This is a genomic window from Micromonospora sp. CPCC 205739 (assembly GCF_036906795.1).
Classification (GTDB): domain Bacteria; phylum Actinomycetota; class Actinomycetes; order Mycobacteriales; family Micromonosporaceae; genus Micromonospora.
The window spans coordinates 22796-36033 of record NZ_JBAKHS010000004.1 but is presented as its reverse complement, the minus strand read 5'-3'; the positions used below and the strand labels follow the sequence as shown (position 1 = coordinate 36033).

The window sequence follows — 13238 nt, the reverse complement described above, 5'->3', positions numbered from 1 at the left end:
GGAGGCGAACGGACGTGAGTCATCCACCACCCGGCGAGCCGGAGCAGCCACCGTCGCCGTACGAGCCGGGCCGGTCCGGCGGGCAACCGCAGTGGGGCCAGCAGCCGGACCAGCCGCAGTGGGGCCAGCAGGACCAGCAGCAGTGGGGGCAGCAGCCGGAGCACCCGCAGTGGGCGCACCAGCCGGCGTACCCGCCGCAGGGCCCGTACGGCCAGTACGGCCCGCCGCCCGGAGGCGGCGGACACGGCGGGCCGAACACCATGGCGATCCTGTCGCTGGTCTTCGCCTTCCTGTTCGCCCCGGCCGGGATCGTCCTGGGTCACCTGGCGAAGCGGCAGATCCGGCGCACCGGCGAGGAGGGCAACCAGCTGGCCACCTGGGGCCTGATCCTCAGCTACGTCTTCACCGCCATCGGCCTGCTCGCCTGCTGCGGCTGGATCGCCCTCACCGTGTGGGCCAACTCCGAGGGCAACGGCTCCTACAACTGACGCCCGGCGGCCGTCAGCGGAACTGCGCCTCGCGGACGCTGTTGCCGCCGTCCACGACCAGCATCTGGCCCGTGATGTAGGAGGCTGCCGGCGAGCAGAGGAAGGCGATGGCGGCGGCCACCTCGTCAGGGGTGCCGGGGCGACCCACCGGCGTGCCCATCCCCTGCTTGATCTCGGCCACCGTCGAGGCCGCCGTGTAGATGGTGCCCGGGGCCACCGCGTTCACGGTCACCCCGTCGGCGATCATCTCCATCGCCAGTGCCCGGGTCAGGCCGACCACACCCGCCTTGGCCGCCGCGTACGCCGCCTCGGTGGGCAGCGCGTTCACCGGCCCGGCGGTGGCCGCCAGGTTGACGATCCGCCCCCAGCCCCGCTCGGCCATCCCGCCGATGAAGGCGCGGCTGCACAGAAAGGCGGTGGTCAGGTTCCGGTCGATCTCGCCCCGCCACTCGTCGTAGCTGAGCTGAGCCACCGGGCGCAGCACCTCGGGGCTGGCCCTGCTGGCCAGGCCCGCGTTGTTGACCAGCACCTCGACGTCGCCGAGCTGCTCGGCCACCGCGTCGGCGAGCGCGCCGACCTCCGACTCGTCGGTCAGGTCGGCGACGAACCCGGTCACGCCCAGCTCACCGGCCCGTTCGTGAATCCGTCGGGTGGTGGAGACGATCGCCACCCGGGCGCCCAGGTCGGCCAACCGGCGGGCGGTCGCGTACCCGATGCCGTCGGCGCTGCCTGCGCCGGTGACCAGGGCGACCCGGCCGTCCAGCCGCATGGTGACCGGCTCGGCCACCGGGGCCGGCTCGTCCTGGCCGTCCGGTCCGGCGGCGACGACGGCGCGGGCGCGCCGCGCCAGCCCGGGACGGCTCACGTCCCGCCGGGGTCGGCTGCCCGAACGGTCGGCACCACGCGCGTCGATAACCATGGGCGAGATCCTGCCCGCTCGGAACCGCCCGGGCAACGCGGCACCACGGGGACCTCGGGTTTGTCCGGTCATGACTACCCTGACGGCGCACCCACTTGCGACGGAGAGATCTGATGACCTATCCCCCACCGCCCGGCGGTTGGCACGACCCGTCGGCCGACCCGACCCCGCCCGTCAGTGGCCAGCCGATTCCCGCCCAGCCGACCGGCAAGGACCCCTACGCCCCGGCCGACCCGTACGCCGGTGCGATCCCGGCGCAGGCCGGGCCGGTCGACCCGTACGCGGCGGCGGGTTACCCGGCGGCCGGCTATCCGGCGGCCGGCTACCCGGCGGCCGGCTACCCGGCGGCCGGCTACCCGGGGTACGGGCCCCCGGTGGCGAAGACCAACAGCATGGCGATCGCCGCGCTGGTGCTCTCGCTGGTCGGCTTCGCGTCCTGCATCACCGCGCCGGTCGGCGCGATCCTCGGCCACGTCGCGATGAAGCAGATCCGCCAGACCGGTGAGGGCGGCGAGGGCATGGCCAAGGCGGCCATCATCGTCGGTTGGATCCTGACCGGCCTGCTGGCGCTCCTGATCGCGTTCTACGTCGTGATCATCGTGCTGGCGGTGGCCGACGCGTCCACCAGACCCTGACCGGTCGTGCCGCCCCGGTCGCCCGGGGCGGCCGGCGGTTCACTCCGAGGGCGGGGTGAAGCTGGAGGTGCGGGTCATCCCGGCCGCGCGCCCCTTGGCGGCGATCACCAGGGCCATCTTGCGGGACGCCTCGTCGATCATCTCGTCGCCGAGCATCACCGCGCCGAGCTTGCCACCGGCCTCCGAGGTGTAGTGCTCGTACGCGTCGAGGATCAGCTCGGCGTGGTCGTAGTCGGCCTGGGCCGGCTGGTAGACCTCGTTGGCGGCGTCGATCTGGCCGGGGTGCAGCACCCACTTGCCGTCGAAGCCGAGCGCCGCGGAGCGCTTGGCCACCTCGCGGAACGCGTCGACGTCGCGGATCTGCAGGAACGGGCCGTCGATGGCCTGCTTGTCGTGCATCCGGGCGGCCATCAGGATCCGCATCAGGATGTAGTGGTAGGGGTCGCCCGGGTAGTCCGGGATCAGCGCGCCGACCACCAGCGACTTCATGTTGATCGAGGCCATGAAGTCGGCCGGGCCGAAGATGATGGTCTCCACCCGGGGCGAGGCGGCGGCGATCGCGTCGACGTTGACCAGGCCGGCGGCGTTCTCGATCTGCGCCTCGATGCCGATCCGGCCGACCTCCAGGCCGAGGGTCTTCTCGATCTGGGTCAGCGTCAGGTCCAGCCACTGCACCTGGGCGGCGTTCTGCACCTTCGGCAGCATGATGCAGTCGAGGTTCGCGCCGGCGCCCTCGACCACCTCGATGACGTCCCGGTAGGTCCACGGGGTGGTCAGGTCGTTCACCCGGACCACCCGGGTCTTGCCGGCCCAGTCGCCCTCGTTGAGCGCGGCGACGATGTTCTTGCGGGCGTCCGGCTTGGCCAGCGGGGCGACCGCGTCCTCCAGGTCGAGGAAGACCTGGTCGGCGGGGAGGCCCTGGGCCTTGCCGAGCATCTTCACGCTGGAACCCGGCACGGCGAGGCAGGACCGGCGGGGGCGACCGACTGCGGCCATAGGATGCGCTCCTTCCAGCGTCCGGCGGGCACGCCGACGCCACCTGGATGACAAAGCGAGAACTTAACGATCCCAAAGGGCGTTGTGACGCCACGGTAACCTCGTGCCGTGACCGGGGTGAATGGACCTGTGGAAGATCTCACTGGGCGTCGGACCGTGGTGGTGACCGGGGCCAGCTCCGGCATCGGTCTGGCCGCCGCGACGGCCCTGGCCCGCCGGGGCGACCAGGTGGTGCTGGTCGGGCGCGACCCGGCCCGACTCCAGGCCGCCGGCGACCGGGTACGCGAGGCCAGCGGCGAGCGCCCCGAGCTGTTCCGCGCCGACTTCGCGGTGCTCGACGACGTACGCGGGCTCGCCGAGCGGCTGCGGGCGGCGTACGACCGGATCGACGTGCTGGCCAACAACGCCGGGGCGATCGTGCTGGCGCCGATCACCACCGTGGACGGCTACGAGCTCTCCATGCAGGCCAACCACCTGGCCCCGTTCCTGCTGAGCAACCTGTTGCGGGACCGCGTCGGCCGGATGGTGGTGACCGCCTCCGGCGCGCACCGCAGCGGGGCGCTCGACCCGGACGACCTGAACGCCACGCTGCGCCCGTACCGGCCGGTGCGCGCGTACGGCACCAGCAAGCAGGCGAACATCCTGTTCACCGCGGAGGCGGCGCGGCGCTGGCCGGACGTCCCGTCGTACTGCTTCCACCCCGGCGTGGTGCGGACCCGGTTCGGGGCGGACAGCCGGCTGGTCGCCCTCGGCATGCGGATCATGCCGTTCCGCAGCCCGGAGAAGGGCGCGGAGACGCTGGTCTGGCTGGCCAACCAGGATCAGTCCCGGCTGGTCCACGGCGCCTACTACGCCGACCGGCGGCTGCGCCGGCCGCTGCGCAAGGCGGCCGACCCGCAGCTCGCCGCCCGGCTCTGGACGGCCAGCGCCCAGGCCGTCGGCATCGACGCGTGATCGGAGTCTGACTGGGCCGCCGGCTGCGGGCCGACGTCGGCCTCACTCCGCCAGGTGCACCGGCACGCTGGTCACCACCACCCCCGGCAGCGCCCGCAACGCCCGGCGCAGCCGCTGCTCGGTACGGCTGTGCAGCGCCCGGTGCCAGCTCCGGCGCAGCACCACCTCCGGCACGATGACGGTCAGCACCAGCTCCGGCCCGGTGTCGTGCAGCGCCTCCAGGTAGTGCGCCAGCGGCCCGATCACCGCCCGGTACGGCGACACGATGGTCTCCAACCGCACGTGGTCCCCCCAGGCGCACCACTGCTCGCGGAACCGGTCCGCCTCCGCCTCCTCCGGCGCGATGTGCACCGCCAGCGTCGGCTGGCCCAGCGACACCGCGTACGCCAGGGCGCGCAGCGAGGCCCGGTTGAGCCGGGCCACCGGGACCACCACCAGGTGGCGTACCTGCTGGGGCAGCTCCTCGCCCTCGGCGGGGCCGGGCGCGGACGGCGCGACCGGCGGGTGCAGGGCCAGCGCGGTGTGCAGGGTCCGGTAGTGCCGCTGCACGCGGTGGGCGATCAGCACCAGCAGCGGCACGGCGACCACCACCACCCAGGCGCCCTCGGTGAACTTGGCGACCGCCGCGGTGACCAGCACCAGCCCGGAGAGCGTCGCGCCGACCGCGTTGATCGCCAGCCGTCGCCGCCAACCGGATCCCCGCCGGCGGCGCCAGTGCACCACCATCCCGGCCTGGGAGAGGGTGAAGGCGAGGAACACGCCGACCGCGTAGAGCGGGATCAGCGCCTCGGTGTACCCGCCGAAGGCGACGAAGACCAGCGCGGCGGTCCCGGCGAGCGCGACGAGGCCGTCGCTGAACGCCAGCCGGTCCCCCATGTGCAGGAAGCGGCGCGGCGCGTGGCCGGCCCGGGCCATGAAGAAGAGCAGCCGGGGGAAGCCGTTGAAGGCGGTGTTCGCCGCCAGCAGCAGGATCAGCGCGGTGGCGGCCTGGATCAGGCCGTACCAGGGGCCGGTCGGGAAGGTGACCCGGGCCAGCTGGGAGAGCAGGGTCTGCCCGGTCGTCGGGACCAGGCCGTCCAGGTGGATCAGCAGGGTGAGGCCGGCGAAGAGCAGCACCAGCATCGCCACCATCCAGCCCAGCGTGGTGCGCGCGTTGCGCCACTCGGGCGGGCGGAACGCCGGGACCGCGTTGGACACCGCCTCGATGCCGGTCATCGACACCGCGCCCGAGGCGAAGGCCCGCAGCACCAGCAGCAGGCCGAGCCCCTCGGCCACGGGCACCGCCGGCGGCGGCACCGGCGTGAAGCCGCGCCCGGCCACCCGCAGGTAGCCGACCGCCAGCAGCGCCAGCAGGGCGACCACGAAGGCGTACGTGGGGAGCACGAAGATGTTCCCGGCGGTACGGACTCCGCGCAGGTTGGTGGCGAGCAGCACCGCGATCACCAGCACCCCGAGCGGGGCGGCGAACGGGGCCAGGCCGGGCAGCGCCGAGGTGACCGCGTGCACCCCGGCGGCCACCGACACCGCCACGGTCAGCACGTAGTCGAGGATCAGCCCGGCCGCGGCGGTCAGGCCCGCCATGGTGCCCAGGTTGTCCCCGGCGACGATGTACGACCCCGCGCCGTGCGGGTAGGCGAGGATGGTCTGCCGGTAGGAGACCCCGACGGCGATCATGAGCACGACCAGGACGGCGGCCAGCGGCAGGGAGAGTCCCAACGCCCCGCTGCCGGCCAGCAGCAGCACGGCCAGCATCGCCTCCGGGCCGTACGCCACCGAACTGAGCAGGTCGGAGGAGAGCACCGGCAGCGCCACCAGCTTGCGCATCCGCTCGTAGAGCACCGCCGCGCTGGTCAGCGGCGGGCCGAGGACGGCGCGGTGCACCCGGGCCAGCGCCCGGCCGAGCCGGGAGCCGGGCAGGTTCGCCGGTTCGGTGGCGACGAGTTCGTCCGGCTCCTCCCGGCGGAACATGGCGATGGGAGCGAGCCGGCCGAAGCGGGTCGGGGTGGGGCGCCCGCCGTGCCGGCCGAGGGTCGGGTCGATCGGAAGCTCGCCGGGGTGGTCGGCGCGCCACCGGTCCCCGATCCGGCGCAGGGTGCCCAGCTCCTCCGGGGCGAGCGGCGGGAACTCGGCCGACGGGGTGACGACGGTGCCGCTGTCGGCCTCGTCCCCGTCGCCCGCTCGCCCCGCCACCGCCACCACCCCCTCCGCACTCTCACGCGCGAGCGGCGGTCGTGGCGGCGGAATCGGCGTACTCCCGCGAAGTACCGACCGGGCGGGGGCAGCCTGCCGGCGGGTCGCGTCGGCGTCGGGCGGTCAGCTGGCCGGCGGGGCGGCGTCGGCGGGGACCGGGGCCGGTGCGGGGCGGCGGCCGGCGCGGGCGCCGCCGAGCACCACGACGGCCACCCCGGCCAGCAGCAGGGCCAGGCCCGGTAGGGCGAGCGGGCGGGGCAGCTGGCCGAGCCAGACCCAGCCGATCAGGGCGGCGCCGGGCGCCTCGAGCAGGACCAGCACGCTGACCGTGGTGGCCGAGACGCGGCGCAGGGCGTAGTTGAACATCGAGTGCCCGAGCAGCTGGGCGCCGACGACCAGGCCCAGGATCGCCAGCCAGGTGGCGGAGTCGAACCCCCGCAGGGGCACCCCGCCGACCAGGCACACCACCAGCAGGATCAGCGCGCACACCCCGTAGCAGATGGTGGTGTAGGTGGCGGTGCTGATGGTGGCCCGGGCACGCTCCCCGAACGCGGTGTAGACGGCGGCGAACATTCCGCCGGTGATCGCCAGCAGGTCCCCGGCGAAGGCCCGCCCGGAGACGGCGACGTCCGCGCCGGTGGCGAGCACCGCGCCGGTCACGGCCACCGCGATGCCGGCCCAGACGGCGTACGGGAGGTGCCGGCCCTGCCAGCGGGCGATCAGTCCCTGCCAGACCGGCTGGGTGGCGCCCAGCGCGGTGGCCGCGGCGACCGAGGTGAGCTGTGCGCTCGGCATCCAGGTGGCGAAGTGGGCGGCCAGCGCCACGCCGGAGAGCACGCAGTACCAGCCCTCCCGCCGGCCCGCCCCGACGGTCAGCGCGCGGAACTCGGCCCGGCGGCGGGCCAGCGAGAACGGGCCGAGCACCGCGACCGAGAGCAGGTTGCGCCAGAACGCGACGGCCAGCGCCGGGGCAGCGGCGAAGGCGATCAGCGGGGCGGAGGAGGAGACGGCGGCGACGGCGAGCGCGAGGACGCCGACGGTCAGCGGGTCCACCGTCCGGCGGTGCGGGCTGGGAGACACGGAGAGCAATACTCACACAACACCCGACAGCACGGAACGTCAACGCTTCGTTACGATCATGCCCGTCCGCGCCGACGATCCCTCGACGTCCGGAGGCGCTCTTCCATGCCCAGGTACCGCACGGTGCTGTTCGACTTCTTCGGCACCCTGACCTGCTGCGTCCAGCGCGGCTCGGCCCACGAGACCACCGCCGAGCTGCTCGGCTGCCCCGTCGACACGCTCGCCGAGGTGCTCGACCGCACCTTCTACCAGCGGGCCAGCGGCCGGCACGGCAACGCCGAGGCGACCCTGCGCTGGGTCTGCGCGCAGGCCGGCGTACACCCCTCCGACGCGGCCGTCCGGGCGGCGGTGGCCTCCCGGCACCGGGCGGTACGCGCCGACACCCGGCTGCGCGAGGACGCCGTGCCCGCCCTCGCCGCATTGCGGGAACGGGGCGTGCGTACCGGCGTGGTCAGCGACTGCACCCACGAACTGCCCGCGTTCCTGCCGCAGCTGGCGGTCGCCCCGCTGCTCGACGCGCAGGTCTTCTCCGTCCACGTCGGCCGGTGCAAGCCGGACCGGGCGCTCTACCTGGCGGCCTGTCGGCTGCTGGACGTGCGGCCCGCGGACTGCCTCTACGTCGGCGACGGCGGCAGCCGGGAGCTGACCGGCGCGCAGCGGGCCGGGATGACCGCCGTGCGGCTGGCCGCCCCCGACCTGGCCGGTCACCTGGTCTTCGACGCCGAGCCGGACTGGGACGGCCCGGTCGTCGGATCGCTCAGCGAGGTGGTCGAACTGATCGACGGGGTGCCGGTGGGCTGCTGACCCGGCCGTCGGCCCGGCTCACCGGCGGCGGACCTTGTGCAGGCGGAACGGCTTGCGGGTGGCCCGTACGGCGGGAGTGTCGCGCGGCGCCTCGTTCAGCGACCCGGTCGGCAGGTCCGCACCGGCGTCCGGCGTGCCCGCCGGGACGAGCCGGGTCAGCGCGCAGCCGTCGGCCGCCCAGCGGGCCACCAGGTCGGCGGTCGGGCCCGAGGCGTTCAGCCGCTTCGCCGCCACCAGCGGGGCGGAGGTCTCCCACGCCTCGGTGCCCGGCGTCAGCCGGGTCACCCGGGCCGGCCAGGTCACGATCCGCCCGCCGTGGTCGCCGCGCAGGGTCACCCGCGCCTCGGCCGCCTCGGCCAGCCCGGGCGCGGACTGCTCGCCCGGCCCGCTGACCACGAAGAGCGACCCCTCCAGCGGTACGCACCACAGGGCCAGCGCCGGGCCGTCGCCGACGCTCACCCAGGCCACGGCGGCCTTCTTCATCGCCTCGTCGACCAGCGGCGTCGACTGGGGGGCGTCCACCTCGTCCGTCACACCGGCATCCTCTCGTACGTGGGGCGTGCGGTCACCGGCTCCGCGTCAGCCGACGAACGGCGGAACCAGGATCTCGCCCCGGGCCACCGCCATCACCTGACCCGCGACGGTCGCGCCGACCGCCGTCCCGTCGGCGGCGGTCACCGTGCAGGCCAGCGCCGACGGGCGGTGGATCTCGATGCCCTGGCGGACGGCGTACGTGGAGCGCCCCTCGCCGGGGAGCAGGCCGCTGGCGACCAGCCAGACGCCGAGGCCCAGGGCGGCCGAGCCGGTGGCCGGGTCCTCCGGCACGCCGAGGCCGGGCACGAAGACGCGGGCGTGCGCGGTTTGCGTGTCGGCGTCCCAGGAGAAGACGCTGACATGCTCCACGCCGTACCGCTCCGCCGCCGCCGCGTTGACCTTGGCGCGGGCCACCGCGTCCGGGCGGACCGGCAGGTAGGGGAACTCCAGCCCGCAGCCGGCCACCCGGGGCGCCGGGCCGGCGTGGTCGTCGGCGGTGAGGCCGGCCATCTCCAGCAGCGGCTCGGGGTCCAGCTCCGGCCCGAGGGTCGGGGTGCCACCGGTCAGGGTGGCCCCGGTGTCGCCGACCTCGATGGGCAGCACCCCGGCACCACACTCCTGGGTGATACTGCCCACACCGAACATCCCGCGGCGGCTGGCGGTGACCGCCGCGCCGACGCTCGGGTGCCCGGCGAAGGGCAGCTCCTCGACCGGGGTGAAGATCCGGGCCCGGTAGGTGGCCCCGACCTGCGTCGGCGGCAGCACGAACACCGTCTCCGAGAGGTTGAACTCCAGCGCGAGCGCCTGCATCTGTTCGGTGGCCAGCCCTTCGGCGCCGAACACCACGGCCAGCGGGTTGCCGGCGAACGGGCGGTCGGTGAAGACGTCCACGATCTCGTAGGCCAAGGTCGACATGTTGATAAACACTAGGCGCTTAGGCTGGTGCCCGTGAGCACGCCGAACCGGGTCTACATCGCCCGACTCGCCGGAGTCGCCGTCTTCGACCCGAACGGCGACCAGGTGGGTCGGGTGCGCGACGCGGTGGCGCGGATCAGGCCGACCCAGCGGCCGCCCGAGGTGGTGGGCCTGGTCGCCGAGATGCCGATGCGCCGGCGGATCTTCCTGTCCATCAACCGGATCACCGCCATCGACGCGGACGCGGTCGTGCTCGGCAGCGGCACCCTCAACCTGCGCCGCTTCGAGAAACGTCCCAACGAGCTGCTGGTGCTCCAGGAGCTGCTGGACCGGCGGGTCCAGCTCGAACCGGGCGGCCAGCCGGGCGCGGTGGTCGACGTGGCGATGGAGTGCAGCCGGGGTGGCGAGTGGTCGCTGTCCCGGGTCGCCGTCCGGGAGCAGACCGGGCGGCTCACCCGCCGCGGCCACCTGCACCAGGTCGAGTGGGACCGGGTCCGTGGGCTGAGCGGGCTCGCCGACAACCGGGGTACGGCCAACCTGCTCGCCGTGCTGGAGGACATGCGCCCCGCCGACCTGGCCAACGCCCTGCAGGACCTGCCCGACGCGCGGCGCAACGAGGTCGCCGCGGCGCTGGACGACGAGCGCCTCGCCGACGTGCTCAGCGAGCTGCCCGAGCACGACCAGGTGGAGATCCTCGCCGCGCTGGACCGGGAACGCGCCGCCGACGTGCTGGAGGAGATGGACCCGGACGACGCCGCCGACCTGCTCAACGAGCTGCCCCCGCCGGAGCAGGACGTGCTGCTGGACCTGATGGAGCCGGGCGAGGCCGACCCGGTCCGCCAGCTGCTGCGCTACGCCTCCGGCACGGCCGGCAGCGTGATGACCTCCGAGCCGGTGATCCTGCCGCCGGACGCCACCGTCGCCGAGGCGCTCGCCCGCATCCGGGAGGAGCAGCTCTCCCCGGCCGTCGCGGCCCAGGTCTTCGTGACCCGCGCGCCGATGACCACGCCGACCGGCCGCTACCTGGGCATGGTGCACTTCCAGCGGCTGCTCCGGGAGCCGCCGGCCGACCTGCTCGGCGGAGTGGTGGTCAACGACATCGACCCGCTGCGGCCGACCACCCCGCTGCCGGAGATCACCCGCCGGATGGCCACCTACGACCTGGTGGCGATGCCGGTGGTGGACCGCAGCAACCGACTGGTCGGCGCGGTCACCGTCGACGACGTGCTCGACCAGTCGCTGCCGCCCGACTGGCGGGACCGGGACGCCGCACCGGCCCCGGGCCCCACCGCCGACCTGCCGCCGGACGACGCCGATGTCTGAGTCGCGACGGGCCGAGCGGCTGGACCAGCCGCGCGAGCCCCGGGGCGTCAAGCTGCCCCGGTTCGACCCGGAGGCCTTCGGCCGGTGGTCCGAGGGGATCGCCCGGGGCATGGGCACGGCGAACTTCATCGTCTACATGACGGTGGTCATCGCGCTCTGGTTCGCCTGGAACACCCTCGCCCCGGCGCATCTGCGCTTCGACCCGTACACCTTCACGTTCCTGACCCTGATCCTGTCGTTGCAGGCCTCGTACGCGGCCCCGCTGATCCTGCTCGCGCAGAACCGGCAGGCCGACCGGGACCGGGTGGCGCTGGAGGAGGACCGGCGGCGGGCAACCTTGCAGAAGGCCGACACGGAGTACCTGGCCCGGGAGATCGCCGCGCTGCGGATCGCCATGGGCGAGGTGGCCACCCGGGACTTCCTCCGCTCCGAGCTGGCCCGGCTCGCCGAGGAGATGGACGAGGCGGCCCAGCGCCGGCAGAAGCTGGAACGCCGGCAGCAGGAGCGGGCCGTCCGGCGCGGTGGCGAGGGCCTCGACGAGCCCCGCGACGACCTGGACGGCGACTACACCCGCGACGGCCGCCCGGAGGGCTGACCGGCGCGCCGGCCCGGCCCCATCGATTCGCTCACACCGGCCCCGCTGGCGGCGGCGACGGATCACCCCCGACGTAGCATTGCGGGCATGTCAGCTCCCGTCAGCACCATCTCCGACGCGATCCAGGCCGCCCTGGCCACCGTCAACGACCCGGAGATCCGCCGCCCGATCACGGACCTCGGCATGGTCCGCTCCGCCGTGGTCGGCGACGACGGCGTCGTACGCGTCGAGCTGCTGCTCACCGTCGCCGGCTGCCCGCTCAAGGACAAGCTGCGCAGCGACATCACCGCCGCCGTGGGGGCCGTCCCCGGCGTGGCGGGTGTCGAGATCGAGTTCGGCGTGATGAGCCCCGAGCAGCGCCAGGAGCTCCAGGCGAAGCTGCGCGGCGGCGCCGACAGCAACGAGCCGGTGATCCCGTTCGCCCAGCCCGGCTCCCGCACCCGGGTGTACGCGGTGGCCAGCGGCAAGGGCGGCGTCGGCAAGTCCAGCGTGACGGTCAACCTGGCCGCCGCGCTGGCCGCCCGGGGCCTCTCGGTCGGCGTGGTCGACGCCGACATCTACGGCCACTCGGTGCCCCGGATGCTCGGCGCGGACGGCCGCCCGACCCGGGTCGAGGACATGATCATGCCGCCGCAGGCGCACGGCGTGAAGGTGATCTCGATCGGCATGTTCACCCCGGGCAACGCCGCCGTGGTGTGGCGCGGCCCGATGCTGCACCGGGCGTTGCAGCAGTTCCTCGGCGACGTCTACTGGGGCGACCTGGACGTCCTCCTGCTGGACCTCCCGCCGGGCACCGGCGACATCGCCATCTCGGTGGCCCAGCTGCTGCCCAACGCCGAGATCCTCGTGGTGACCACCCCGCAGGCCGCGGCCGCGGAGGTCGCCGAGCGGGCCGGCGCGATCGCCCTGCAGACCCACCAGCGGGTGGTCGGCGTCATCGAGAACATGGCCTGGCTGGAGCTGCCGGACGGCTCGCGGATGGAGGTCTTCGGCTCCGGCGGCGGTCAGGCCGTGGCCGATTCGCTGAGCCGGACGATCGGCGCGCAGGTGCCGCTGCTGGGTCAGATCCCGCTCGACACCCGGGTCCGCGAGGGCGGCGACGCCGGCAACCCGATCGTGCTGGCCGAGCCGGACGCCCCGGCCTCGAAGGCGCTGTCCCAGGTCGCCGACCGCCTCGCCGTCCGCCGCGAGTCCCTCCTCGGCAAGCCCCTCGGCCTCAAGCCCGCCGGCCGCTGACCCGGCCCGCCCCACCCCCTCGGGGCACCCGAAGATCCGCAAAAGAAAGAGTGGCCTTCCGCGTCCGGAAGGCCACTCTTTCTTTGGAAGTGCGCGCGCTCAGGCAGGCCGCCCGCGAAGCGGGCCGGGGGGACGCGTCAGGTGGCGTCGTCGTAGCTGGGGCGGGGGGCCGGGGCGGGGGCGCTGCCGGTGGCGGTGGCCGGACGGCCGCCCTTGCCGCGCAGGTCGGCGGCGTCGGCCACGTCCTTGAGCTCGTTGTGCACGCCGGTCACGTCCGACCGCAGGTTGTCGTAGACGCCCTGCAACGGCTTCCGGATCGCCTGCTCGTCCTCTTCGCTGAGCAGGTGCTTGCGGATGAACGCCTTCGGGTGCAGGTCCTCCAGCTGGATGTCGGTGCCCAGTTCACGGCTCAGGTCGCCGGTCGCGTTGCGGGCCATGCCGCGCAGGTTGCGGACCATCCGCAGGCCGTCGTTGATGACGTTGGGCAGCCGGTCACCGAAGATCAGCAGCGCCAGGAGCAGCAGCGCACCGATCTCCCACCAGTTCAGGTTGTCGAGCACTGCTGGGCC

General features: G+C 74.2%; 14 protein-coding genes. 7 read left to right on the top strand and 7 right to left on the bottom strand.

Translation table 11 applies throughout. From position 1 onward, the window contains the following. Positions 1 to 14 precede the first annotated feature (14 nt). A complete protein-coding gene (locus V6U88_RS08360; protein ID WP_334451330.1) occupies positions 15 to 488 on the top strand; it encodes a DUF4190 domain-containing protein in 474 nt (157 codons plus the stop codon). A 13-nt stretch (positions 489 to 501) separates the two neighbouring features. On the opposite strand, the gene V6U88_RS08355 is transcribed toward V6U88_RS08360, so the two are convergent. After that, positions 502 to 1407 carry an SDR family NAD(P)-dependent oxidoreductase gene (locus V6U88_RS08355; RefSeq protein ID WP_442934594.1) on the bottom strand — a complete coding sequence of 302 codons (906 nt, stop codon included), beginning with the start codon at positions 1405 to 1407 and terminating at the stop codon, positions 502 to 504. A gap of 113 nt (positions 1408 to 1520) precedes the next feature. On the opposite strand from V6U88_RS08355, the gene V6U88_RS08350 reads away from it, so the two are divergent. Next, on the top strand, positions 1521 to 2042 hold the full coding sequence (locus tag V6U88_RS08350) for a DUF4190 domain-containing protein (protein ID WP_334451328.1): 522 nt from the start codon (positions 1521 to 1523) through the stop codon (positions 2040 to 2042). Positions 2043 to 2081: 39 nt separating this feature from the next. Here the strand turns inward: V6U88_RS08350 and V6U88_RS08345 are convergent, their stop codons facing one another. Beyond that, positions 2082 to 3038 (bottom strand): HpcH/HpaI aldolase/citrate lyase family protein, encoded by a 957-nt coding sequence (locus V6U88_RS08345; RefSeq protein ID WP_088964118.1) that lies wholly within the window; start codon positions 3036 to 3038, stop codon positions 2082 to 2084. A 129-nt stretch (positions 3039 to 3167) separates the two neighbouring features. Between V6U88_RS08345 and V6U88_RS08340 the strand changes: the two genes are divergently transcribed. Beyond that, complete coding sequence (locus V6U88_RS08340) at positions 3168 to 3992, top strand: SDR family NAD(P)-dependent oxidoreductase (protein WP_334451325.1); 825 nt, start codon at positions 3168 to 3170, stop codon at positions 3990 to 3992. Positions 3993 to 4034: 42 nt separating this feature from the next. Here V6U88_RS08340 and V6U88_RS08335 read toward each other — a convergent pair whose 3' ends face one another. Then, on the bottom strand, positions 4035 to 6182 hold the full coding sequence (locus V6U88_RS08335) for an APC family permease (RefSeq protein WP_334451323.1): 2148 nt from the start codon (positions 6180 to 6182) through the stop codon (positions 4035 to 4037). Positions 6183 to 6305: 123 nt separating this feature from the next. Continuing rightward, a complete protein-coding gene (locus V6U88_RS08330) occupies positions 6306 to 7271 on the bottom strand; it encodes a DMT family transporter (RefSeq protein ID WP_442934593.1) in 966 nt (321 codons plus the stop codon). Between the two features lie 96 nt (positions 7272 to 7367). On the opposite strand from V6U88_RS08330, the gene V6U88_RS08325 reads away from it, so the two are divergent. Further along, positions 7368 to 8066, top strand: coding sequence for an HAD family hydrolase (locus V6U88_RS08325; protein WP_334451319.1), 699 nt, complete (start codon positions 7368 to 7370; stop codon positions 8064 to 8066). Positions 8067 to 8084: 18 nt separating this feature from the next. On the opposite strand, the gene V6U88_RS08320 is transcribed toward V6U88_RS08325, so the two are convergent. Together V6U88_RS08320 and V6U88_RS08315 are read right to left on the bottom strand one after the other, a co-directional pair. Then, positions 8085 to 8549 (bottom strand): hypothetical protein, encoded by a 465-nt coding sequence (locus V6U88_RS08320; RefSeq protein ID WP_442934603.1) that lies wholly within the window; start codon positions 8547 to 8549, stop codon positions 8085 to 8087. 96 nt (positions 8550 to 8645) lie between these two features. Continuing rightward, positions 8646 to 9515 carry a PhzF family phenazine biosynthesis protein gene (locus V6U88_RS08315; RefSeq protein WP_334451316.1) on the bottom strand — a complete coding sequence of 290 codons (870 nt, stop codon included), beginning with the start codon at positions 9513 to 9515 and terminating at the stop codon, positions 8646 to 8648. Positions 9516 to 9548: 33 nt separating this feature from the next. Here V6U88_RS08315 and V6U88_RS08310 point away from each other — a divergent pair, with 33 nt between their 5' ends. From V6U88_RS08310 to V6U88_RS08300, 3 genes are all read left to right on the top strand, one after another. Beyond that, positions 9549 to 10838, top strand: a complete 1290-nt coding sequence (locus V6U88_RS08310) for a magnesium transporter MgtE N-terminal domain-containing protein (protein WP_334451315.1) — start codon at positions 9549 to 9551, stop codon at positions 10836 to 10838. Next, a complete protein-coding gene (locus tag V6U88_RS08305) occupies positions 10831 to 11433 on the top strand; it encodes a DUF1003 domain-containing protein (protein WP_334451313.1) in 603 nt (200 codons plus the stop codon). Before V6U88_RS08310 ends, V6U88_RS08305 begins: the two co-directional genes overlap by 8 nt. Before the next feature lie 87 nt (positions 11434 to 11520). After that, positions 11521 to 12669 carry an Mrp/NBP35 family ATP-binding protein gene (locus V6U88_RS08300; RefSeq protein WP_334451311.1) on the top strand — a complete coding sequence of 383 codons (1149 nt, stop codon included), beginning with the start codon at positions 11521 to 11523 and terminating at the stop codon, positions 12667 to 12669. Between the two features lie 137 nt (positions 12670 to 12806). Here V6U88_RS08300 and V6U88_RS08295 read toward each other — a convergent pair whose 3' ends face one another. Next, positions 12807 to 13229 (bottom strand): preprotein translocase subunit TatB, encoded by a 423-nt coding sequence (locus V6U88_RS08295; protein WP_334451309.1) that lies wholly within the window; start codon positions 13227 to 13229, stop codon positions 12807 to 12809. Between the last annotated feature and the right edge of the window lie 9 nt (positions 13230 to 13238).